The following is a 20,927-nucleotide window of genomic DNA, read 5'->3' as shown; positions in this document are numbered from 1 at the left end:
TCGGACACCCGGCCCCCGCGGCCGCGTCGACGACGCAGGACGCAAGCGCCTCCGGATCCTGGCCCGGTCCCGGGCGCCCGCCCCGGACCGGAACGACGGAACGGAGCACCGCGATGGCGGCGCCTACGCTCACGAATCATTTCGTGGAGCACAAATCGACCATCCCGGCGAACGCCGGCGAGCTCGTCAAGATCCACGTGCGGGAGCGCGACGGCACGCATACGGGCCCGCGCAGGCCGGTCCTGATGCTGCACGGCAGGAGCGTCCCCGCCATGGCCGGCTTCGACCTGCAGTACAAGAAGTACAGCTGGGCGGAGGAGCTGGCGAAGACGGGCTTCGACGTCTTCGTGATGGAACTCCAGGGCTCCGGGCTGTCGACCCGCCCGATGATGGACGACCACAAGAACGTCAGCCCGGCGCCCGCTCAGCGGGCACTCCTCGTGCCCCACCCGAACGCGAGTGCGTACACGGGCCCGGTGAGCTACGCCGCCCAGCCGAACAACTCCCAGAGCGACTGGGACGAGGTCGACAGGGTGGTCGACTACATCCTCGCGGAGACCGGCGCCTCCCAGGTCGACCTCATCGGCTGGTCGGCGGCCGCCCAGCAGTTCGGGCCCTACGCCATCCAGCACCCCGGCAAGGTCCGCAGCCTCTTCCTGCTGGCGCCGATCTTTCCGCCGCAGGGCAGGGCGAGCGCGCCCGGAACCGACTTCGGCGCACCGGTGCCGCTGCCGGTGTCCAAGCCGGAGGCGGCGTTCGGCTACCCGATGACCGTCGGCACGAAGGGCGGCCTCGACGCGTCGTGGCAGAAGGACCTGAAGTGCCCCGGCCAGCGCGAGGACAAGATGGTCGACGAGGTCTGGAAGGCGATCATGGCCGTCGACCCGGTCGGTGCCACGTGGGGAGGACCCGCGGGGCCCCCGGAGGGGCTCAACCGCATCCGGAACTCGTACTGGTGGGGCTGGAACCTCAAGACCGTGCCGCTGCACAACGTCCTCGGCGGGACGGTTCCCGTGTGCATCGTGTACGGGGAGAACGACTCGATCGTGAACACCGCGCCGGACCTGGGTCTGCTGTACTTCTCGGTCCCCGAGCTCTACAAGGCCATCCCCGGGCCGAAGAAGCTGATGCTCCGGATCGCCTGCGCGGGGCACCAGGCGCCCTGGGAGCGCGTGGCGAACGACCTTCACACCATGTCCGAGCACTGGCTCAAGCAGGGCAAGGTCGAGGGAGCGAGCTCCGGGAGTTACTACAGGGACGAGGACGGGGCCCTCACTCCCCTGGAGTGAGGGCCCCGCGCCCGATTCCGGCAGGCCGAACGGTCAGGCGGTCGCGGCGAGGGCCGTGACCAGCGCGGGCGTCACCTGTTCGATCTGCCACGGGCGGGCGCCGTAGCCCGCGAGGGCCTGCGCCACCGCCTCGGGCTCCAGCCGCTGCGGCGGCTCCCAGCACAGCCGGCGGACCGTGTCCGGGGTGATCAGGTTCTCCTGGGGCAGGTTCAGCCCCTCCGCCAGCGCCGAGACGGCGGTCCGCGCCGCCGCCAGCCGCGCCGCGGCCGCCGGGTCCTTGTCCGCCCAGGAGCGCGGCGGCGGCGGACCGGCCGGGGTCGCGCCCGGCTGCGGCAGCTCGTTCTCGGGCAGGGCCTTGGCCCGGTCGACGGCCGCCATCCACTGCTCCAGCTGGCGCCGGCCCATCCGCTGCCCGTACCCGGGCAGGGCCGACAGCGCGTGTACGTTCGCCGGCAGCGCGAGGGCGGCCTCGACGATCGCGGCGTCCCCCAGCACCTTGCCGGGCGACACGTCACGCCGCTGGGCGATCCGGTCCCGGGACTCCCACAGCTCCCGTACGACGGCCATCTGCCGGCGCCGGCGCACCTTGTGCATGCCGGACGTACGGCGCCACGGATCCTTGCGCGGCGGCGCGGGCGGGGCGGCTGCGATGGCGTCGAACTCCTGCCGGGCCCATTCCAGCTTGCCCTGCCGGTCCAGTTCCTTCTCCAGCGCGTCCCGCAGGTCCACCAGCAGCTCCACGTCGAGCGCGGCGTAGCGCAGCCACGGCTCGGGGAGGGGGCGGGTGGACCAGTCGACGGCGGAGTGGCCCTTCTCCAGCGCGTAGCCGAGCACGCTCTCGACCATCGCGCCCAGCCCGACCCGGGGGAAGCCGGCGAGGCGGCCGGCCAGCTCGGTGTCGAACAGGGAGGTGGGCACCATGCCTATTTCGCGCAGGCACGGCAGGTCCTGGGTGGCGGCGTGCAGGATCCACTCGGTACCGGACAGGGCCTCGCCCAGTGCGGACAGGTCGGGGCAGCCGACCGGGTCGATCAGCGCGGATCCTGCGCCCTCGCGGCGCAGCTGCACCAGATAGGCGCGCTGGCCGTAGCGGTATCCGGAGGCGCGTTCGGCGTCGACGGCCACGGGTCCGGTGCCCGCGGCGAAGGCCGCGACCACCCGGGCGAGGGCGTCCTCGTCGGCAACCACCGGAGGGATCCCCTCGCGGGGCTCGAGCAACGGAATCGGCGCCTTTTCGACGTCGTCCGGGGGGCCGCCCCCGGTGGTGGTGCGCAGGTCTGCTGCGGTCTCTTGGGCGTCGGTCACCGCTCAAGGGTATCCGTGGATACGGCGCACCCGTCGCCGGAACGTTCCGTCGACGGGCGCGGGGCACGGGCTCGGGCGTTTCCCCGGCTTCCCCGAGAGTTTCCCCGGGGTCCGCCGGGCGGGTGTCAGTGGATGATCCCGGTCCGCAGGGCGACGGCGACCATCCCGGCGCGGTCGCCGGTACCGAGCTTGCGGGCGATCCGGGCGAGGTGGGACTTGACGGTCAGGGCGGACAGGCCCATCGAGACGCCGATGGCCTTGTTGGACTGGCCCTCCGCGACGAGGCGCAGGACCTCGACCTCGCGGCCGGAGAGCTCGCGGTAGCCGCCCGGGTGGCTCGGGGCACCCGGGGGGCGGCGGTGCATACGGGCGGCGGCGGCACCGATGGGGGCGGCGCCGGGCCGGGTGGGGAGCCCGATGTTGGTCCGCGTGCCGGTGACGACGTAGCCCTTCACGCCGCCCGCGAGGGCGTTGCGTACGGCGCCGATGTCGTCGGCGGCGGACAGGGCCAGGCCGTTCGGCCAGCCGGCGGCCCGCGTCTCGGAGAGCAGGGTGAGACCGGAACCGTCGGGCAGGTGTACGTCGGCCACGCAGATGTCGCGCGGGCTGCCGACGCGGGGGCGGGCCTCCGCGATGGACGACGCCTCGATCACGTCACGTACTCCGAGGGCCCACAGATGGCGGGTCACGGTGGAACGGACGCGCGGGTCGGCCACGACGACCATGGCCGTCGGCTTGTTCGGGCGGTAGGCGACCAGGCTTGCGGGCTGCTCGAGAAGAACGGACACCTAGGCCTCCTGGGGGAGTGGCGGGACGGCCGGCTCGGGGAAGGAAGCCGGTGCGAACCGTGCGGATGGTCACTGACTCCTTCGGCACGTCACCCGCCCGGCTTTAGGGAATGATCACGATTTGGTGAGTAACAATTCGGGCAATTCGGACGCACGATCGATCATCGGGTGATCAGAAGCCCACAACGGGTGCCCGGTTCCGACACCGCGCCGCCGGCGCTCGATCGGCCGTTCTACGGGGCGCAGTGCATTCGGCGGCTCCGGCGGACCCCGCGGACGGTGACCGCCCGCGTGCCGCCGTACGGGGGCACGGCTACGGGTGGTGCGGGCCGCGCCGCTGTGGCAGGGACACCACACCCGTCCCCGAGTCCGTCGGCCCGACCGGCGGCAGCCCCGCGATCTGGCAGAGCAGCTCGCACCACGCCGACAGGTGCGCCGAGGTGTCCGGGACCCCGCCGACGCCCTCGCGCGGGGTCCACGAGGCCCTGATCTCGATCTGCGTGGCCGGCCGCCGCTCCGAGAGCCCGCCGAAGTAGTGCGAGCTCGCCATGGTCACGGTCCCGCTCGCCTCCCCGTACGCCAGGCCGCGCGCCTCCAGCGCACCCGTCAGCCAGGACCAGCACACCTCGGGGAGGAGGGGGTCGGCGGCCATCTCGGGCTCCAGCTCGGCACGTACGAGCGTCACCAGGCGGAAGGTCCCGTGCCAGGCCTCGTGCCCGGACGGATCGTGGAGCAGGATGAGCCGGCCGTCGGCCAGATCGTCCTCGCCGTCGACGACCGCGGCCTCCAGGGCGTAGGCGTGCGGGGCCAGGCGCTGGGGCGGTCTGGTGGGGTCGATCTCGATCCCCGGACGCAGGCGCGCCCTCGTCAAGCCGTCGACCGCGTGTCGGAACGGGAGCGGGACGGAGCTCTCCTTCGCGCTGTCCACACCGTCAGCGCCATCTGAAAATCGTCCCTGAGCCGCAGCCATGCGGGGAAGACTAGGCGGAACGAGCGTCCGTGCGGCGCAGGGACACCCGCGCCGGGCCGGGCACTTCTTCATACGTGCGAAGATTTGGCGCGTGAGCGCCAATGACCTTCCCCTCGCGCACGGCTCCGCCGGCGCTGGGGAGACCCCTCTCAAGGGCCAGCCGAGTCAGACGTACGATTCCGCCTTCCTGAAGGCGTGCCGGCGGGAACCGGTGCCGCACACCCCGGTGTGGTTCATGCGGCAGGCCGGGCGCTCGCTCCCCGAGTACCGCAAGGTGCGCGAGGGGACCCAGATGCTGGAGTCGTGCATGCGGCCCGACCTGGTCACGGAGATCACGCTCCAGCCGGTCCGCCGCCACAACGTCGACGCGGCGATCTTCTTCTCCGACATCGTGGTCCCGCTCAAGGCCATCGGCGTAGACCTGGACATCAAGCCGGGCGTCGGCCCCGTCGTCGCCCAGCCGATCCGCCGCCGCGAGGACCTCGCACAGCTGCGCGACCTCACCCCGGAGGACGTCTCGTACGTCACCGAGGCGATCGGCATGCTCACGGGTGAACTCGGGTCCACGCCGTTGATCGGCTTCGCGGGTGCGCCTTTCACCCTCGCGAGCTACCTGGTCGAGGGCGGCCCGTCGAAGAACCACGAGCACACCAAGGCCCTGATGTACGGCGACCCGGAGCTCTGGGCCGACCTGCTGGACCGCCTCGCGGAGATCACCTCCGCCTTCCTGAAGGTCCAGATCGAGGCGGGCGCCTCCGCGATCCAGCTCTTCGACTCCTGGGTCGGCGCGCTGGCCCCGGCGGACTACCGCCGCTCGGTGATGCCGGCGTCGGCGAAGGTCCTGGAGTCCGTCGCCTCGTACGGTGTCCCGCGCATCCACTTCGGCGTGGGCACGGGCGAGCTGCTCGGCCTGATGGGCGAGGCCGGCGCGGACGTCATGGGCGTCGACTACCGGGTCGCGCTGGACGACGCCGTCCGCCGGGTCGGCCCCGGCAAGGCGCTCCAGGGCAACCTGGACCCGGCGGTGCTCTTCTCCACCGAGGAGGCCGTACGGACGAAGACGGACGAGGTCCTCGCGGCCGCCTCCGGCCTGGAGGGCCACATCTTCAACCTCGGACACGGCGTCCTCCCCACCACCCCCCCGGACGCCCTGACCCGCCTGGTCGACTACGTCCACACGAAGACGGCCGGCTAGCTCCTACCCCGCCGCCCGCACCGCCGAGACGGCCTTGCGGGCGGCCACCAGGACGGGGTCCCAGACCGGGGAGAACGGCGGGGCGTAGCCCAGGTCCAGGGATACGACCTGGTCCACCGTCATACCGGCCGTCAAGGCCACCGCCGCGATGTCCACCCGCTTCGCGGAGCCCGCTCCGCCCACGATCTGGACGCCCAGGAGCCGGCCCGTGCGGAGTTCCGCCAGCATCTTCACGGTCATGTCCGCGGCCGTCGGGTAGTAGCCCGCCGTCGTCGTCGAGTTGATCGTCGCCGTCACGAAGCGCAGCCCCGCCGCCAGGGCGTCGCGCTCGCGCAGGCCCGTACGGGCGATCTCCAGGTCGCAGACCTTGCTCACCGCCGTGCCGACGACCCCGGGGAACGTGGCGTAGCCGCCGCCCACGCCCGAACCGATCACCTGGCCGTGCTTGTTGGCGTGCGTGCCCAGCGGGATGTGCCGCATGCGCCCCGCCACCAGGTCCAGGACCTCCACGCAGTCGCCGCCCGACCAGATGTTCTCGTGGCCCCGGACCCGCATCGACAGGTCCGTCAGGATGCCGCCCGACTCGCCGAGCGGCAGCCCCGCCGCGCGGGCCAGCGCCGTACGGGGCTCCACGCCGATGCCGAGCACGACCACGTCAGCCGGGTACTCGTCCCCCGCCGCCGTGGCCACCGCGCGGACCGCGCCCTGATCGTCCGTGAGGATCTTCGTGACCTCGGCGCCCGACACCGTCCGGATCCCCATCCGGTTCATCGCGGCGTGCACCAGAGCGCCCATGTCCGGGTCCAGCGTGGCCATCGGCTGCGGTCCGCGGTGCAGGACCGTGACCTCGTACCCGCGCGCGACCAGCGCCTCCGCCATCTCCACGCCGATGTAGCCGGCGCCGACGACGACCGCCCTGCGGCCCTCCGTACCCTCCGTCCGCCGGAGTCCCTCGGTGAGTTCCAGAGAAGCCATGAGGCGCTGGCCGTCGTCCAGGGTCTGGACGCCGTGCACCCCGTGCGCGCCGATCCCGGGCAGCCGGGGCCGGACCGGCCGCGCGCCCGTGGCCAGGACGAGCTTGTCGTAGCCCGTCCAGGCCTCGGATCCGGAATCCAGATCGCGGGTGCGGACCCGGCCCCCGGAGAGGTCGAGCTCCACCACCTCCGTGCGCATGCGCAGGTCGATGTCCCGGGCGCGGTGCTCCTCGGGCGTACGGGCGATCAGGTCGTCCCGGCCGGGGACCTGGCCGCCGATCCAGTACGGGATCCCGCACGCGGAGTACGAGGTGAAGTGCCCGCGCTCGAAGGCCGTGATCTCCAGCTCCGCCGGGCCCTTGAGCCGCCGGGCCTGTGACGCGGCGGACATCCCCGCCGCGTCCCCGCCGACCACCACCAGTCGTTCCGTCGCCATCGTCCGCCCCGTTCTCCGTACCCCGCGCGTACCGCAGTCTCGTGGGGAACACGCTACGGGCGGAACGTGCGTTCAGTCGGAGGCCTCCGTCGTTTCCGTCGAGTCGGCGGGCCGTGCCGCCGGGATCCCCGTCGGCGTCAGGCCCGTCTTCGGCTTCGCCGGGCGCAGCCGCCGGTACGCGCGCAGGCACAGCAGCACGAGCGCGGCCGTCACCGCGAAGGGCAGCACCGCGGCGACCGCCAGGGCCAGGTAGCGCACGATCGTCGTGAAGACGTTCCAACCGCCGCGCAGGGCAGCCATGAAGGAGGGCTCCTCGTCCTTCTTCTCCGCCGGCTTCGGAGCCGGTTCCGAGACCTCCATCGTGATCGTGCCCATCGAGGTCTGGTCCTTCAGCGCCGTCTGCTGCGCGAGCAGCGACTCCAGGTCCGACTGGCGCTTGCTCAGCTCGCTCTCCAGCATCACCACGTCACCGAGCGCCGTGGCCTTGTCCATCATGTCCCGCACCCGGGCCACGCTCGCCTGCTGCGATTTGACCCGGCTGTCGACGTCCGCGACCTTCTCCGTCACGTCCTGCGCCTCTACCTTGCGGCTCAGCAGCCTGCCGCTGCCCTCCATGGCGCCGAGCACCGCGTCGAAGCGGTCGCCCGGCACGCGCAGGGTCAGCGTCGAGGTCATCCGGCCGTCCTCACCGCGTTTGGTCGACTCGTTGCCCACATACCCGTTCGCGCCCTCCGCCGCCGTACGGGCCGCCGCCAGGGCCTTCTGCGCGTCCGCCGTCTCCAGGGCGAGCGTGGCCGTGCGGATGACGTGCGGGCGTACGGCGGCCGGCTGCTGCCCGTTCTTGGAGGCATCGGAGCCCGTGGACCCGGCGGCCGGGGGAGCGGCCGCCGCCCCCGGCTTGCCCTGGGCCGCACCCTCCGGGGCGCGGACCGCGGCCTTGTCGGCCGAGGCCGAGCCGGCGCCGCACCCGGTGAGCGCGAGCGCCCCGGCCAGGGACAGGCCGGCCAGAACGGCCGCGCCGCGGTGTCGTACAGCGGTGCCCCTGCTGCTGCGGATGGTGCGCATCGGTGGTCCCCCCGAGGATCGGCTGATGTCGCCGTTGTGGCGTACGCCGGTGTGACGTACAGGGTCCCGCCGCGGGTTTCGCTCCGGCGGTCCCGGGCCGATCCCGATGCGGTCACGGTCCGGCCTCGGTGATCGTCCGCCGAACGGTCTGAGACGATGTGTCCATGCACGAAGCGGACATGCGTACGGACTGGCGTACGGACGGCACGGCGGCCGGAGTACCGCCCCGTCACGTCGTCGTCATCGGCGGCGGCATCGCCGGCCTCGCCGCGGCCCACCGGCTGCTCGCCGACGGCCTGCGCGTCACGCTCCTGGAGGCCGGGCCGCGCCTCGGCGGCAAGCTGCTCGCCGGCGAACTCGCCGGCGCCCCCGTCGACCTCGGCGCCGAATCCGTGCTCGCCCGCCGCCCCGAAGCCCTGGAGCTGGCCCGGGCCGTGGGCCTCGCCGAAGCCCTCCAGCCGCCCGCCACCGCCACCGCCCACCTGTGGACCCGCGGTGCCCTGCGCCCCATGCCGCGCGGCCACGTCATGGGCGTCCCCGGCGATCTGGCACCGCTCGCCGCCTCCGGGGTGCTCTCCGCCGAGGGCCTGGCCCGCATCGAAGCCGAACGCGAACTGCCGCCCACCGAGATCGGCGAGGACGTCGCCGTCGGCGAGTACGTGGCCGCCCGCCTCGGTCACGAGGTCGTCGACCGCCTGGTGGAGCCCCTCCTCGGCGGGGTCTACGCCGGCAACGCCTACCGCATCTCCATGCGCGCCGCGGTTCCGCAGCTCTTCGAGGCCGCCCGTACGCACGCCTCGCTGGGCGAGGGCGTACGCGAGCTCCAGCAGCGGGCGGCCGCACAGCAGTCCCAGCAGGCCGGTCGGCCCGTCTTCGCCGGCATCGACGGCGGCGTCGGACGGCTCCCGCAGGCCGTGGCCGAGGCCTGCCGGGCGGCCGGGGCGCGGATCAGCACCGGTACCCCGGTGCGCGAGCTCCTCCGTACGGCCGGAGGCTGGAGGGTCGTCACCGACGCGGAGGCCGTCGACGCCGACGCCGTGGTCCTGGCCGTCCCGGCCGGTCCCGCCGCCCGGCTGCTGGACGGGCTCGCTCCGGCCGCGGCCGCCGAGCTGCGGACCGTCGAGTACGCCTCCATGGCCCTGGTGACGATGGCCTTCCGCCGCTCCGAGCTGCCCGCCGCGATCACCGAGGGCGGAGCCAGCGGATTCCTCGTACCGCCCGTCGACGGGCGGACCATCAAGGCCTCCACCTTCTCCAGCAACAAGTGGGCCTGGGCCGGCGCCGACCCCGGGCTCTTCCTGCTGCGCACCTCGGTCGGCCGGTACGGCGACGAGGGCGATCTGGGGCGCGAGGACTCCGAGCTGGTCGACGTCTCGCTGCGCGACCTCGGCGAGGCCGTGGGCCTCGCGGCCCGCCCGGTCGCCTCCACCGTCACCCGCTGGGACGGCGGGCTGCCGCAGTACCCGGTCGGCCACCTCGCCCGCGTGGACCGGATCCGCGCCGCAGTCGCGGCTCTGCCGGGCCTCGCCGTGTGCGGCGCGCTGTACGACGGCGTGGGCATCCCGGCGTGCATCGCGAGCGCCGGCAGGGCCGCCGACGTGGTGAAGGCCACGTTTGCCGCGTAGGGGGTGCCAGGCGGGCCGGGCCCGGCCCTGATCCGCCGGACACCCCCTAAGGCACCCCTGGCACCGACCACTGATCAGCACACGGGACAATGGACACATGACTGCACCAGAGAAGATTCCCAACGCGGGGAAGAAGGCGAAGGACCTCAACGAGGTCATCCGCTACACCCTGTGGTCCGTCTTCAAGCTGAAGGACGTCCTGCCCGAGGACCGCACCGGCTACGCCGACGAGGTCCAGGAGCTGTTCGACCAGCTGGCCGCCAAGGACATCACCGTCCGCGGCACGTATGACGTCTCCGGCCTGCGCGCCGACGCGGACGTCATGATCTGGTGGCACGCCGAGACCTCGGACGAACTGCAGACCGCGTACAACCTGTTCCGCCGCACCCAGCTCGGCCGCGCGCTGGAGCCGGTGTGGTCGAACATGGCCCTGCACCGCCCGGCCGAGTTCAACAAGTCGCACATCCCGGCCTTCCTGGCCGACGAGGTCGCGCGCGACTACGTCAGCGTCTACCCGTTCGTGCGCTCGTACGACTGGTACCTGCTGCCCGACGAGGACCGCCGCCGCATGCTCGCGGACCACGGCAAGATGGCCCGCGGCTACCCTGACGTCCGGGCCAACACCGTCGCGTCCTTCTCGCTGGGCGACTACGAGTGGATGCTGGCCTTCGAGGCCGACGAGCTGTACCGCATCGTCGACCTCATGCGTCACCTGCGCGCCTCCGAGGCCCGTATGCACGTCCGTGAAGAAGTGCCCTTCTACACCGGACGCCGCAAGTCCGTCGCCGATCTGGTGGCCGGGCTCGCCTGATACCTCCCCTGGGGGGAAGGAACCGGAAGACTGCTCTCTTGACTGGGGAGCGGCCTCCGGTGGATCGGGAGGCTGGTCCGGATGACGGCCTGACCCCCGAAACGACGCAGCCGGAGACCCCGCCCGGAAGTTCAGACGACTGGCGGCAGCAGAGCCCTGGGTACCTTCCCGGGGCCTCTTGCTGCCCGGTCGTCCAGCGACACCGGTGCGGGCTCCGGATGCGGCGCACACGTGACACGCCACCCTGAGGTGTCACCCGTCAGCAAGTACCGCTCCACGTGACGGTCCACGCAGTCATTGCGTCCGCCGACCACGCCGTGGGAGCCGGCCCCCTCCTCCGTGACCAGCGCGGCCTCGGCGCCGAGCCGCCGCTGCAGCTCCAGCGCCCCCGGGTACGGGGTGGCCCCGTCCCGCTCCGCCGCGACGATCAGCGTGCGGGGGAGCGCCGCCGACCGCGCGCCGACCGGGGCCGGCTGCTCGCCCACCGCCACCGGCTGCTGCCGCTCGTGGACCGGCCAGTAAGCGCACGGCAGGTTCAGGAAGGCATTGGCCCAGGTCTCGAAGGGCGCCCTGCGGGCCAGTTCCGTGTTGTCGCGGTCCCAGGTATCCCACTGCGCGGGCCAGACGGCGTCGTTGCACAGCACCGCCGTGTACACCGCCCGCGCGTTCTCGCGCGCGGCCGCCGACTCCGGGGCCGGGCCGGCCTGTTCGGCCAGCGGGCCGGGATCGCCGGCCAGGAAGGCGCTGAGCGCGGCCGCCCGCTCCGGCCAGACGTCGTCGTAGTACGCCGCCTGGAGGAAGGCGGCCTGGAGCTCGCCGGTCCCGACCGCATCGCCCGCCGGGGTGCGCGCCACCGTGTCCCGTACGCGCTGGTAGCTCGCCTGCACCGCCTCCGGGGTGGCGCCGAGCCGGTACGTGGAGTGGTGGCGGGCGGCCCAGGCGCGGAAGTCGTACCAGCGCTGCTCGAACCCCGGGGCCTGGTCGAGGTTGTTGACGTACCAGATGCGGCGCGGGTCGGGGTCGACCGCGGAGTCGAGGACCATCCGGCGGACGTGGGCGGGGTGGAGGGTGGCGTAGACGGCGCCCAGGTAGGTGCCGTACGAGGCGCCGAGGAAGGTCAGCTTCTCCTCGCCGAGCGCGGCGCGCAGCACGTGCAGGTCGCGGACGTTGTCGAGGGTCGTGTAGTACGGGAGGGCCGCGCCGGCCCGCTGCTCGCAGCCGCGGGCGTAGGCCCGGGCGGCGGCGACGCGCTGCTGCTTGTACGTGGCGGAGGGCTCCGCCGGGACCTGGGTCGGCCCCTTCGCGCGGCGGGCGGGGTCCTCGCAGGACAGCGGTGCGGAGCCGCCGACTCCGCGCGGGGCGTAGCCGACGAGGTCGTAGGCGGCGCCGATGCGCTCCCATTCGGGGAGCCCGGCGACGAGCGGGAAGAACATCCCGGAGGCGCCGGGGCCGCCGGGGTTGTAGACGAGCGCGCCCTGCCGCACCGCGCCGCCGCGCCGGGTCGCGGCGACCCGGCTGACGGTGAGCGGGATCTGCGGCCCGTCGGGCCGCGCGTAATCGAGCGGAACCCGCAGGGTCGCGCACCGCACGGGCGAGGGCAGCTCCTCGGCGGCCGGACACGCCCGGAAGACCGGCCCACCGGTGCCTCCGGCCGCCCCGGCGGCTCGGGCCGCGACGAGTTCCGCGCCCGCGTTCGCGGCGGCTTCCCTTGCCGCGTGGCCCGCGCGTGCCGCGCGGCCGGTGACGTCCGGGCCGGGGGTGGTTGCGTGGGCGCGGGGGGTCGGGATGCACAGGGTGAGGGAGAGGACCGCCACGGCGACTCCGCAGCGGGCGAGCGGAGTCAGCATCATGAGCCGCCTTCATCTCTTCGGATGAAGTGATCAGATGCTCTGGGCGGGGTGCTTGTACAGGACCACCGGCCGGTGTCGGGCGCAATCCCCCCGTTGCCTAGGCAAGTGCCGCCCGTAGGGCGGGATCCGTCAGAACCCGGACGCCGCGCAGCGCCACCGCCGTGAGGGAGTCCCCCTCGTCGCGCTCCCGGTCCAGCGCGACGAGCAGCCGCTGCCCGGCCGGGGAGGCCCACGCGGAGTACGGGTACGTCTCGAAGCGGGCGATGGCCAGGCACCCCAGCGTGAGCAGCAGCGGCAGTGCGAACCAGCACAGGATCACCGCCGCGGTGGTCCCGTCCGCCGGAACGCACAGGGCGGCCGCCGCCAGCGCGGCCACCAGTCCGGCGGCCCGGCGCACGGCCCGGACCCCGCCGGCCACACCGCTGCGGGCGGCGGGCGGCAGCGAGAGCCCCGCCGCGTCGAGCCGGTCCGCGAGGGCCCGTACGGCCTCGTCGCGCGCCGCGGCGCTCCGTACGGCGGCCACCGGCGCCTGCCCGTCCGGCCCGAACGCTCCGAGCACGGACCGCTCGTGCGGATCCCGCCCCACCGGGTCGACGACGGTCGCCCAGCCGGTGTGGGCCAGCAGCAGCCGGCGCCCGCGCTGCATGGAGAGCAGCGTCAGCTCGGCGACCCGCCGGGGGCCGCCGGCGAGATAGGCGGCCTCGTACAGGTTCAGTTCGTCAGGGTTGCGGGCAGCGCCCGCACCGCCGTCGGGTGGCGCGGATGCCGCCACCGTGGCCAGGGCGGCGGCCCTCAGCAGGAGGGTGCACGACGCCAGCACCCCTGCCCAGGCCATCAGGAGGAGCAGGACCCAGAACATGGCTGATTCCCACGAGGTGTAGAAGTGCCCGGTCAGGAACTGCTGCTGCCGCAGCTCGAACCGGACGAACTGCTGCAACTCGAACTGCTGCTGGAGCAACTGGAACCACTGGAGCTGGAGCAACTGGAACCACTGGAACAACTCGAACCACTGGAGCTGGAGCAACTGGAGCCGCTGGAACAACTCGAACCACTGGAGCAGCTGGAACCGCCCCCGGAGCAACTGGAACCGCTGTTTCCGCAGCTGCCGGAGGAGGAGCCGCCGTCACTGCTCGCGCACCATACGACGGGCAGGACCTCGGCGGAAGACCCGCAGTAGACACCCGAGGACGAGGAAGAGGACGAGGAGGAAGACGACGAGGTGGACGAGGGCAAACCGCGCTGCGCGCCTGGGCCGCCGCCAGCCGCGTACCGCGCACGGCCGGCACCAACTGCCCCCGCAGGTACGGGTCGCCCAGCCCCCGCAGCCCGTACAGGGCCGTCTGCACGTGCGGGGTCTGGTCGTTCATGTAGTGCGTACGGATCTCGCGCAGCGCGGCCCGCCCCGCCGGCGTGAGCCGCTGCCGGGCCCGGGCGGCGAGGACGCATCCCATGACGATCCCGCCCAGCAGTGCCGGGAGCACCTTGAAGACGAACGGCACCTGCGGGCCGGGCTGGAGCGCCAGCGCGACGAACGTGAGGGGCAGCGAGGCCACCACCCACACCGCGCACACCACGACCTGGGCCAGCCCCCAGCGCCGCCACCGCCGCCCGGAGCCGGGCACGGCGAGCAGCCCGCGGGCGGCGAGCGCGTCTCCGGTCTCCTGGACGGCGGGGTCGAGCATGGCGGCGTAGCGCACCTGGTAGAGCCAGCCCGACGGCGCCTGCCGCAGGGCTTCGAACACGGCCCGCTCGGCGATGTCGCCGGCCCGCGCCCCGGTCCGCAGTGCCACGATCCCCGGACCGCCGACCACGAGCCGGCCGTCGCCGAGCAGCGAGACGAGCGCGCTGTCCACGACCGCGCCGGGGCCGCCGGCCATGAACGCGGCCTCGGACAGGTCGTGCAGGCGCGGCGCCGGGCGGACCGGCCGCGGCCGGGAGCGCCGTACGCCGAGGAACAGCAGGAGGGTGGAGACGATGACGCCGGCCCAGATCGCGAAGGCGAGGACGTTCATGCCGCACGCCCCACGAGCGTCCGGGCCCAGCGCACGATCCGGCGCGGCGGCCGTGCCCCGACCCGGTCCTGCCACCAGGAGGTGAGCCGGCGCCGGGCGGCGGGGTCGGCGGGCAGGTCCCGGATCAGCAGGTGCTCGGCGAAGTCGAGGGCGTCCCTCCGGTATCCGGCGGTCATGGGCCGGTTGCGGGCGTACGCGAGGAAGGCCTCGCGGTACGGGTCCTCACCGCCCAGGATCCCGGGCAGCTCGGGCGCCAGCTTCGCGACGACCCCGGCCCGCTTGGCGGCCAGCGCCCGCGACTGCACCCGTACGCGCTGCCGGTCGAACCCCTCGGGCACGGGCGTCCCCGCCACGAGCGCCGACAACAGCGCGGCCTGCTCCACCCCGACGCTCGTCCGGGCCCGCTCATTGGGCCCCGTGGGCGTTCGGGACGCCGGCGGGAGGGTCCGGCGAACGGGGGAGGGGCGGGCAGGGGACAGCCCCTCAGGGTCCACCACCCCCCGGATGGCGGCGAGTTCCCCGGCCAGCTCGGCCTCGGCCGGAAAATCGTCGTCGCGCTCCAGCAGCACACCCGGAGGGGCGACCCGCTTCCGCAGCTCCGCCAGGATCTCCAGCACCACCGCCGGCACCGGATGCGCATGCGTGTCGTGCCACACCCCGTCCCGTTCCACACCCCCGGCGACATGCACGTACGCCAGCGCCTCCAGCGGGATCGCGTCCAGCACGGCGAACGGGTCCTCGCCCCGGTTCACCCGGTTCGTGTGCAGGTTGGCGACGTCGATCAGCAGCCGCACCCCCGTCCGCTCCACCAGCTCCGTCAGGAACTGCCCCTCCGTCAGCTCCTCCCCGGGCCACGAGACCAGTGCGGCGATGTTCTCCAGGGCCAGCGGCACCGGCAGCGCGTCCTGCGCGATCCGGACGTTCTCGCACAGCACGTCCAGCGCGTCCCGCGTCCGCTGGACCGGCAGCAGGTGCCCCGCCTCCAGCGCCGGCGAGGCCGTCCGTACGAACGCGATGTGCTCGGTGACCAGCGGCGCCCCCAGCGCCACCGCCCGCTCCCCGAGAGCGGCCAGCTTCGCGGCGTCGGGCCGCCCGGCGCCGCCGAGGCCCAGCGAGACCCCGTGCGGTACGACGCGCACCCCGCGCTCGCGCAGCCGCAGCAGCGGGGCGGGCAGGTGGCCGGGGCAGATGTTCTCGGCCACCACCTCGACCCAGTCCAGTCCCGGCAGCCGCTCCACCGCGTCAGCGATCTCCGGCCGCCATCCGATGCCCACCCCCAGGTGCGCCATGGTCTTCATGTCCCCTCGCCCCCTCTCATCGGTCGTGTGCCGATGTGATGGCCCCGACGGAGTCGCGCCAATCGCGGAGAGGGACGTTCAGAGCAACATTTGAGGTTCCCTGTCAGCCCTGTCAGCCCGTCACACCCCCGCCGAGCCGGGCACGCAGCGCCGGGTGGTCGGCGACCACCGTCGCCGAACCGGGTGCGATCTCGGTGAATCCGGCGTCCCGGACCACCGGCAGCCCGCTCCCGCTGAGCTCGGCCCACCGCTCGCGTGCGGCCGTCCGCACGGCCAGCCGGAAACCGGAATCACGCCAGGCGGTGCGCTCCGGGCCGGTCAGCTCCCACCAGGCCAGCTGCGCGGCGTGCCCGGCCTGGGCCATCGCCTTGCCGGCGGACATCTCCAGATCCGGGTTGAGCCACAGCACAGGAATCCCGGGCGCGGCCGCGGCGACCGGCTCCGGGTCGTCCAGGTCGGTCCCCGAGACCTGGAGCTTCGCGAGCTCCTTGGGCCAGCCGTCCAACGGCACCGGCGGGAAGACCCGTACCTCCGCCGTGTCACCGTGCACCGTGACACCGGGCAGGGTCCCGGCCTTGCGCCACTCCGCCCCGCGCGCCCGCCGCACCACCTTCCGGATCCGCGCGTCCTGCCAGTCCCGGACCGCCTCGGCCCACTCGCCCTCGCCGTCGCCCTCGCCCTGCGCCCGTTCGTCGGTCAGCAGGACCAGCACGGCCCGGGCCGCGGTCTCCAGCGCGTCCGTCCGGGCGGGCGGCTGCGCCTTCTCGATCCGCACGACCAGCGGCAGCACGAACTGCGGCGCCTCGTCGCGCGCGATGCGCTCCTGCCCGAACGGGCTGTCCGCCCCGACCGCAGGTACGTCTGAAGTGTGGTTCCGGTGCTGGCTGCTCATCCCGCCAAGGATGCCAGGCTCCGCCTTCAGGATGACGCTGAGGGGGCCCTTGCCGGGCGAGGATCGAGCTCATGAAGAGCGACCTTTTTGCGTCCGAGAACCTGGCCCAGCCGGCCGCCGCTCCGGGCATGACCCTGCAGAACGCCAAGTCCGTGAAGTACACCGTCAACGGTGAAATGCTGGCCCGCCAGGGCTCGATGGTCGCCTTCCGGGGGAACCTGCAGTTCGAGCGCAAGGGCCAGGGCATAGGCGGCATGCTCAAGCGCGCCGTCACCGGCGAGGGCCTCGCGCTGATGTCCGTACGCGGGCAGGGCGAGGCCTGGTTCGCGCACCAGGCCGGCCACTGCTTCATCATCGACTTCGAGCCCGGCGACTCGCTGACGATCAACGGCCGCAACGTGCTCTGCTTCGACCCGACGCTCGCCTACGAGATAAAGATGGTGAAGGGCGGCGGCATGACCGGCGGCGGCCTCTTCAACAGCCTCTTCACCGGCACCGGCAAGCTCGCCCTGGTCTGCGACGGCCACCCGATCATCATCCCGGTCACGGCGCAGAACCCCGTGTACGTGGACACCGACGCGGTGGTCGGCTGGAGCGCCCAGCTGGAGACGGGCCTGCACCGCTCCCAGTCGGTCGGCTCGATGATCCGCGGCGGCTCCGGCGAGGCCGTCCAGCTGATGCTGCGCGGCGAGGGCTTCGTCATCGTCCGCCCCAGCGAGCTGACCGAGATGGCGGCGGCCCACTGAAACTCACCGCTGTGGGCCGCCGCTACGGACTGCGGCGGCCCTGGGTGCTGCGCGGGGTCGCGTTGGACCTGCTGCCCGGCGCGCTCGTCCGCATCGAAGGCCGCAACGGCGGCGGCAAGTCCACCCTGCTGCGGATCATCGCGGGGATCGACACCCCGTCCGAGGGGCGGATCACGGGGCGGCCGCGCCGCAGGGCGTACGTGCCGGAGCGATTCCCGGCGGCGCTGCCGCTCACCGCGACGGCCTACCTGACCCACATGGGCCGGGTCCACGGCCTCGCGCGCTCGCAGGCGGCGGACCGGGCGGCCCACTGGCTGGAGCGGTTCGGGGCTGCCGCCTACGCGCACACCCCGCTGGCCGAACTCTCCAAGGGCAGCAGCCAGAAGGTGGCCGTCGCCCAGGCGCTGCTCGCCGAGCCCGGGCTGCTCGTCCTCGACGAGGCCTGGACCGGGCTCGACGCCGCCGCCCGCGCCGAGCTGGACCGGGCCGTCGCCGAGCGGACCGCCGCCGGGGGCACCGTGGTCTTCGTCGACCACGACCCGGCGCGGCTCGCCGGTGCGGCCGACGCGCACCACCGGGTCGAGGGGGCCGCGCTGGTTCCCGTACGGGAGCCCGCCGGCGCGGGGGCGTACGTACGGATCGAGGCCGCCGGGCCGCCGGGCGCCGAGCCGCCCCCGGGGCTGGCCGCCGCGCCCGCGCCCGGCGGGGGCCTGCTGCTGACGGTGCCCGCCGCCCGCTCCGACGCGGTGCTGCGCGCACTGCTCACCGCGCCCGCGCCCTGGCACATCCGCGCCGTGGAGGAACTGCCGTGACCGGCCTGCTGCGTTACCGGTGCGCGCTGCTGCTGCGCTCCCAGCGGTGGATCGCCCCGCTCCTCCTGTACGCGGCCTTCCTGGCCGCCGGGGTGCGGCCGGGCGACCCGCTGCTGGACTCGCTGGGCTTCGCGGCCGCCGGGCTGGTCCCGATCACGGCCTGGCTGGTCCGGGTCTGCGTGACCGACGAGCCCGACGCCGCCCGCGACTGCGCGGCCGCCGCGGCCGGTCCCGTACGCGTGCACGCGGCGGCGCTGCTCACCGCGCTGGGCGGGGCGCTGCTCGCCGGGGCCGTGGGCACGGCGGCCGTGCTGCTGATCGCGGACTCCGGCCGGGCGGAACACGTGGAACCGGAGCGTGCCGCCGTGGCCGGGGTGCTGGCGGCCCTCGCGTGTGCGCTGACCGGCGCGGCCGTGGGGGCGCTGTGCAGCCGGCCGCTGCTGCGCTCGACGGGGGTCGCGGTCCTGGCGGGCGGCCTGGGCTCCCTGCTGGCCTGGGGCATCGCCGGCTCCCCGGCGCGCAGCGCGGTGACCGCGCTGGTGGAGGGTTCCCGGGCGCACGCCGTGACGCTGCCGGTGGCGGCCTTCGCGGGGGCGCTGGTGCTGGCCTGCGGGGCCGGTGCCGTGGCCTGCCTCGTCAGCGCGCGGCGGGGCTGAGTACGCTCGGAGGCATGGACGAAGTGGACGCGCCGGCCGGAACCGAGTCGTACTGCCCAGCCCCGGCGGCGCCCGTGGGGCGGGTGGCCGGGCCGCCGTACGCGGACTGTGTGGAGTGCGGCAAGCCCACCGAGTACGGGGCCGCGACCCCGGGCCGGGTGCTGTGCCCGGTGTGCGAGTGGCAGGACGCGCAGCGCTCGGCCTGCTCCGGCTGAGGCCGCGCCACCGCCCCCCCGCCTACTTCCCGATGAGCTCGGAGACCTTCACGAAGCGGTAGCCGCGCTTGCGCAGCTCCGGGACGATCTTCTGGATGGCCTCCTCGGTGACGGGGGCCGCGCTGCGCGTGCAGTGCATGACCACCACCGAGCCCGGCTTCACCCCGGTGAGGACCTGCTCGGCCACCGCGTCCGGGTCCTTGGCGAAGGCGTCCCCGCTGACCACGTCCCACTGGACGGCGGTGACCTTGGCCGTGGAGACGGCCCGCAGCGCCTGGTCGTCGTAGCAGCCGCCGGGGAAGCGGAAGTACGGGACCGTGTTGACCGCGCCGGCCGTACGGAAGGCGGCGAAGGCCCGGTCCACATCGGCCCGGGCGGCGGCCGCGTCGAGCGCGGGGAGCCCGTAGCAGGGGGACGTGAAGGCGTGGTGGCTGTAGGAGTGGTTCGCGATCTCGAAGTTCGGGTCGGTGCCGATGGCCTTGGCCTGGTCCGGATACTCCTCGGCCCAGCGGCCGGTCATGAAGATCGTCGAGGGCACCTTGAGCGTGCGCAGGGTGGCGATGAGCTGGGGATTGTCGAAGTGCTCCCCGCCCGCGGCGCGCGGCCCCTGGTCGGAGGTCATGTCGGCGTCGAAGGTCAGCGCGACGGTCTTGTCGGTCTGCTGCTTCGCCCGCTCGAAGACCGGGGTCAGGCCGTTCGGGCCGGGCGCCAGGGTCGGGGCCTTGGCGGGCGGCGGGGCCGCGGCGGGGGAGGAGCCGGCCGCCTGCGGCGCGGCGGCCGAGGCGCCGGAGGACGGCGGAGCGGAGGCCCCGGGGGTGCCCATACGGGCGGCCTGGTCGCCGGAACCGGAACCGGAACCGGAGCCGGAACCGGATGCGGAGGTGCCGCCGCCTCCGCATCCGGCGAGGGCGGTGCAGAGAGCGGCACTGAGGGCGGCCGCGACCGCCACATTGCGCACAGAAAGGGTCACGGACGCAAAATATATGACCATCTGCCAAGCGGACCGCAGCGGCGCCGGGGCAGGCATGCGAATCGCCCGCCCGTGTGACGGGCATCAGGTCCGCAGCAGCCGCCTGCGGCTCTCCGCCACGTCGAAACCGGCCGCGGGATAGCGCGGATCCAGCTCCTCCAGATGCTCCAGGAGCAGCTTGCTGATCGCCCAGTTGCGGTACCACTTCCGGTCCGCGGGGACGACGTACCAGGGCGCGGCGTCGATGGAGCAGCGCTGCAGGGCCAGCTCGTACGCGTGCTGGTACTCGGGCCACAGGCCGCGCTCGTCGATGTCGCCCGGGTTGAACTTCCAGTGCTTGTCGGGGTTGTCGAGCCGCTCCAGCAGCCGCTTGCGCTGCTCCTCGTAGCCGATGTGGAGGAAGACCTTCACCAGGGTGACGCCGTCGTCCGCGAGGGACTGCTCGAAGCGGTTGATCTGGGCGTAGCGGCGGTTCAGCTGACTGCGCGACACCAGCTCGCGCACGCGGGCGATGAGGACGTCCTCGTAGTGCGAGCGGTCGAAGATGCCGATCTCACCCGGTACGGGGAGGGCCTTCCTGATGCGCCAGAGGAAGGGGTGCTCCAGCTCCTCCTGCGTGGGCGCCTTGAACGACCGGATCCGGCAGCCGGAGGGGTTGAACAGGCCGATCACGTGCTTCACCGTGCCGCCCTTGCCGCTGGTGTCCATGCCCTGGAGGACGAGCAGGACGCGGCGGCGCCCGCCCGCGGTGCTCGCCGCGTACAGCCGTTCCTGGAGGGAGGCCAGCGGTTCGGCCAGCTGCGCGGTGGCGGCGAGACCGGCGGCCTTGCCGGCCGGGCCGGCCGGGGTCGCGGCGGGGTCGAAGGCGCCGAGGTCGAGGCGCTCACCGGCGGGGGCGCGCAGCAGCGGGCGCAGGGGGGTGCCGGTGTCCCGGCCGCCCGGCTCGGCGGCCCGCTTCGGGTCCTTGCCGGCCTTCTTCTTCTCCGTCTCCTTCCCGCTCCCCTTCCCGCTCTCCTTC

General features: G+C 73.8%; 20 protein-coding genes and 1 pseudogene. 9 read left to right on the top strand and 12 right to left on the bottom strand.

The features are described 5' to 3' along the window. Nucleotides 1–143 precede the first annotated feature (143 nt). On the top strand, nucleotides 144–1,289 hold the full coding sequence (locus ACIQU4_RS31430) for an alpha/beta fold hydrolase (RefSeq protein ID WP_403737850.1): 1,146 nt from the start codon (nucleotides 144–146) through the stop codon (nucleotides 1,287–1,289). 33 nt (nucleotides 1,290–1,322) lie between these two features. Here the strand turns inward: ACIQU4_RS31430 and ACIQU4_RS31425 are convergent, their stop codons facing one another. The 3 genes from ACIQU4_RS31425 to ACIQU4_RS31415 form a co-directional block, all read right to left on the bottom strand. After that, nucleotides 1,323–2,594 carry an HRDC domain-containing protein gene (locus ACIQU4_RS31425; RefSeq protein WP_403737847.1) on the bottom strand — a complete coding sequence of 424 codons (1,272 nt, stop codon included), beginning with the start codon at nucleotides 2,592–2,594 and terminating at the stop codon, nucleotides 1,323–1,325. Nucleotides 2,595–2,719: 125 nt separating this feature from the next. Further along, nucleotides 2,720–3,382 carry a response regulator transcription factor gene (locus ACIQU4_RS31420; protein ID WP_007267191.1) on the bottom strand — a complete coding sequence of 221 codons (663 nt, stop codon included), beginning with the start codon at nucleotides 3,380–3,382 and terminating at the stop codon, nucleotides 2,720–2,722. A gap of 313 nt (nucleotides 3,383–3,695) precedes the next feature. Further along, nucleotides 3,696–4,352 (bottom strand): DUF3000 domain-containing protein, encoded by a 657-nt coding sequence (locus tag ACIQU4_RS31415; RefSeq protein WP_403737844.1) that lies wholly within the window; start codon nucleotides 4,350–4,352, stop codon nucleotides 3,696–3,698. A gap of 91 nt (nucleotides 4,353–4,443) precedes the next feature. Between ACIQU4_RS31415 and hemE the strand changes: the two genes are divergently transcribed. Then, nucleotides 4,444–5,547: a uroporphyrinogen decarboxylase gene (hemE, locus tag ACIQU4_RS31410; protein WP_403737841.1), complete on the top strand. Its 1,104-nt coding sequence runs from the start codon at nucleotides 4,444–4,446 to the stop codon at nucleotides 5,545–5,547. 3 nt (nucleotides 5,548–5,550) lie between these two features. On the opposite strand, the gene ACIQU4_RS31405 is transcribed toward hemE, so the two are convergent. Continuing rightward, nucleotides 5,551–6,957, bottom strand: coding sequence for an FAD-dependent oxidoreductase (locus ACIQU4_RS31405; protein WP_403737838.1), 1,407 nt, complete (start codon nucleotides 6,955–6,957; stop codon nucleotides 5,551–5,553). 72 nt (nucleotides 6,958–7,029) lie between these two features. Next, on the bottom strand, nucleotides 7,030–8,022 hold the full coding sequence (locus ACIQU4_RS31400; protein WP_403737835.1) for a DUF4349 domain-containing protein: 993 nt from the start codon (nucleotides 8,020–8,022) through the stop codon (nucleotides 7,030–7,032). Between the two features lie 179 nt (nucleotides 8,023–8,201). On the opposite strand from ACIQU4_RS31400, the gene hemG reads away from it, so the two are divergent. After that, nucleotides 8,202–9,647: a protoporphyrinogen oxidase gene (hemG, locus tag ACIQU4_RS31395; RefSeq protein WP_403738107.1), complete on the top strand. Its 1,446-nt coding sequence runs from the start codon at nucleotides 8,202–8,204 to the stop codon at nucleotides 9,645–9,647. A 97-nt stretch (nucleotides 9,648–9,744) separates the two neighbouring features. Then, on the top strand, nucleotides 9,745–10,458 hold the full coding sequence (gene hemQ, locus ACIQU4_RS31390; RefSeq protein ID WP_403737832.1) for a hydrogen peroxide-dependent heme synthase: 714 nt from the start codon (nucleotides 9,745–9,747) through the stop codon (nucleotides 10,456–10,458). A gap of 131 nt (nucleotides 10,459–10,589) precedes the next feature. On the opposite strand, the gene ACIQU4_RS31385 is transcribed toward hemQ, so the two are convergent. Together ACIQU4_RS31385 and ACIQU4_RS31380 are read right to left on the bottom strand one after the other, a co-directional pair. After that, nucleotides 10,590–12,305, bottom strand: coding sequence for an alpha/beta hydrolase (locus ACIQU4_RS31385; protein WP_403738104.1), 1,716 nt, complete (start codon nucleotides 12,303–12,305; stop codon nucleotides 10,590–10,592). A 100-nt stretch (nucleotides 12,306–12,405) separates the two neighbouring features. Continuing rightward, a complete protein-coding gene (locus ACIQU4_RS31380; protein ID WP_403737829.1) occupies nucleotides 12,406–13,167 on the bottom strand; it encodes a TIGR04222 domain-containing membrane protein in 762 nt (253 codons plus the stop codon). A gap of 24 nt (nucleotides 13,168–13,191) precedes the next feature. On the opposite strand from ACIQU4_RS31380, the gene ACIQU4_RS31375 reads away from it, so the two are divergent. After that, the gene (locus tag ACIQU4_RS31375) at nucleotides 13,192–13,485 is read left to right on the top strand and encodes a hypothetical protein (RefSeq protein WP_403738124.1); all 294 of its coding nucleotides are present in this window, start codon (nucleotides 13,192–13,194) and stop codon (nucleotides 13,483–13,485) included. Between the two features lie 196 nt (nucleotides 13,486–13,681). On the opposite strand, the pseudogene ACIQU4_RS31370 reads toward ACIQU4_RS31375, so the two are convergent. From ACIQU4_RS31370 to ACIQU4_RS31360, 3 genes and pseudogenes are all read right to left on the bottom strand, one after another. Further along, a pseudogene (locus ACIQU4_RS31370) lies at nucleotides 13,682–14,320 on the bottom strand (TIGR04222 domain-containing membrane protein); the annotation flags it as partial. After that, nucleotides 14,317–15,618 carry a DUF692 domain-containing protein gene (locus ACIQU4_RS31365; RefSeq protein WP_403737826.1) on the bottom strand — a complete coding sequence of 434 codons (1,302 nt, stop codon included), beginning with the start codon at nucleotides 15,616–15,618 and terminating at the stop codon, nucleotides 14,317–14,319. The gene ACIQU4_RS31365 and the pseudogene ACIQU4_RS31370, both read right to left, overlap by 4 nt. A 112-nt stretch (nucleotides 15,619–15,730) precedes the next feature. Continuing rightward, nucleotides 15,731–16,510 carry an aminoacyl-tRNA hydrolase gene (locus ACIQU4_RS31360; RefSeq protein WP_403737823.1) on the bottom strand — a complete coding sequence of 260 codons (780 nt, stop codon included), beginning with the start codon at nucleotides 16,508–16,510 and terminating at the stop codon, nucleotides 15,731–15,733. A 71-nt stretch (nucleotides 16,511–16,581) separates the two neighbouring features. Between ACIQU4_RS31360 and ACIQU4_RS31355 the strand changes: the two genes are divergently transcribed. Genes ACIQU4_RS31355 through ACIQU4_RS31340 form a run of 4 tightly spaced genes read left to right on the top strand, consistent with a single transcriptional unit; the run spans nucleotide 16,582 to nucleotide 18,939 of the window. Further along, complete coding sequence (locus ACIQU4_RS31355; RefSeq protein WP_403737820.1) at nucleotides 16,582–17,256, top strand: AIM24 family protein; 675 nt, start codon at nucleotides 16,582–16,584, stop codon at nucleotides 17,254–17,256. After that, nucleotides 17,253–18,068, top strand: coding sequence for an ATP-binding cassette domain-containing protein (locus ACIQU4_RS31350; RefSeq protein WP_403738102.1), 816 nt, complete (start codon nucleotides 17,253–17,255; stop codon nucleotides 18,066–18,068). Before ACIQU4_RS31355 ends, ACIQU4_RS31350 begins: the two co-directional genes overlap by 4 nt. Beyond that, on the top strand, nucleotides 18,065–18,724 hold the full coding sequence (locus tag ACIQU4_RS31345) for an ABC transporter (protein ID WP_403737817.1): 660 nt from the start codon (nucleotides 18,065–18,067) through the stop codon (nucleotides 18,722–18,724). The genes ACIQU4_RS31350 and ACIQU4_RS31345 overlap by 4 nt, the downstream gene beginning before the upstream one ends. Before the next feature lie 14 nt (nucleotides 18,725–18,738). Next, nucleotides 18,739–18,939 (top strand): hypothetical protein, encoded by a 201-nt coding sequence (locus ACIQU4_RS31340; protein WP_403737815.1) that lies wholly within the window; start codon nucleotides 18,739–18,741, stop codon nucleotides 18,937–18,939. Nucleotides 18,940–18,961: 22 nt separating this feature from the next. Here ACIQU4_RS31340 and ACIQU4_RS31335 read toward each other — a convergent pair whose 3' ends face one another. Both ACIQU4_RS31335 and ACIQU4_RS31330 read right to left on the bottom strand, forming a co-directional pair. Further along, nucleotides 18,962–19,909 carry a polysaccharide deacetylase family protein gene (locus ACIQU4_RS31335; RefSeq protein ID WP_403737812.1) on the bottom strand — a complete coding sequence of 316 codons (948 nt, stop codon included), beginning with the start codon at nucleotides 19,907–19,909 and terminating at the stop codon, nucleotides 18,962–18,964. An 84-nt stretch (nucleotides 19,910–19,993) separates the two neighbouring features. Beyond that, on the bottom strand, nucleotides 19,994–20,824 hold the full coding sequence (locus ACIQU4_RS31330) for a PPK2 family polyphosphate kinase (RefSeq protein ID WP_403738101.1): 831 nt from the start codon (nucleotides 20,822–20,824) through the stop codon (nucleotides 19,994–19,996). Nucleotides 20,825–20,927 lie beyond the last annotated feature (103 nt).

This window comes from Streptomyces sp. NPDC090741, from assembly GCF_044769045.1.
GTDB lineage: Bacteria > Actinomycetota > Actinomycetes > Streptomycetales > Streptomycetaceae > Streptomyces.
This window is presented reverse-complemented; position numbering and strand designations above follow the sequence as displayed.

Coding starts and splice junctions, on each gene's coding strand:
- ACIQU4_RS31385 (WP_403738104.1), bottom strand. CDS start 12,305: ATGCTGACTCCGCTCGCCCGCTGCGGAGTCGCCGTGGCGGTCCTCTCC.
- ACIQU4_RS31400 (WP_403737835.1), bottom strand. CDS start 8,022: ATGCGCACCATCCGCAGCAGCAGGGGCACCGCTGTACGACACCGCGGC.
- ACIQU4_RS31380 (WP_403737829.1), bottom strand. CDS start 13,167: ATGTTCTGGGTCCTGCTCCTCCTGATGGCCTGGGCAGGGGTGCTGGCG.
- ACIQU4_RS31415 (WP_403737844.1), bottom strand. CDS start 4,352: ATGGCTGCGGCTCAGGGACGATTTTCAGATGGCGCTGACGGTGTGGAC.
- ACIQU4_RS31340 (WP_403737815.1), top strand. CDS start 18,739: ATGGACGAAGTGGACGCGCCGGCCGGAACCGAGTCGTACTGCCCAGCC.
- hemG (WP_403738107.1), top strand. CDS start 8,202: ATGCGTACGGACTGGCGTACGGACGGCACGGCGGCCGGAGTACCGCCC.
- ACIQU4_RS31405 (WP_403737838.1), bottom strand. CDS start 6,957: ATGGCGACGGAACGACTGGTGGTGGTCGGCGGGGACGCGGCGGGGATG.
- ACIQU4_RS31365 (WP_403737826.1), bottom strand. CDS start 15,618: ATGAAGACCATGGCGCACCTGGGGGTGGGCATCGGATGGCGGCCGGAG.
- ACIQU4_RS31360 (WP_403737823.1), bottom strand. CDS start 16,510: ATGAGCAGCCAGCACCGGAACCACACTTCAGACGTACCTGCGGTCGGG.
- hemQ (WP_403737832.1), top strand. CDS start 9,745: ATGACTGCACCAGAGAAGATTCCCAACGCGGGGAAGAAGGCGAAGGAC.
- ACIQU4_RS31355 (WP_403737820.1), top strand. CDS start 16,582: ATGAAGAGCGACCTTTTTGCGTCCGAGAACCTGGCCCAGCCGGCCGCC.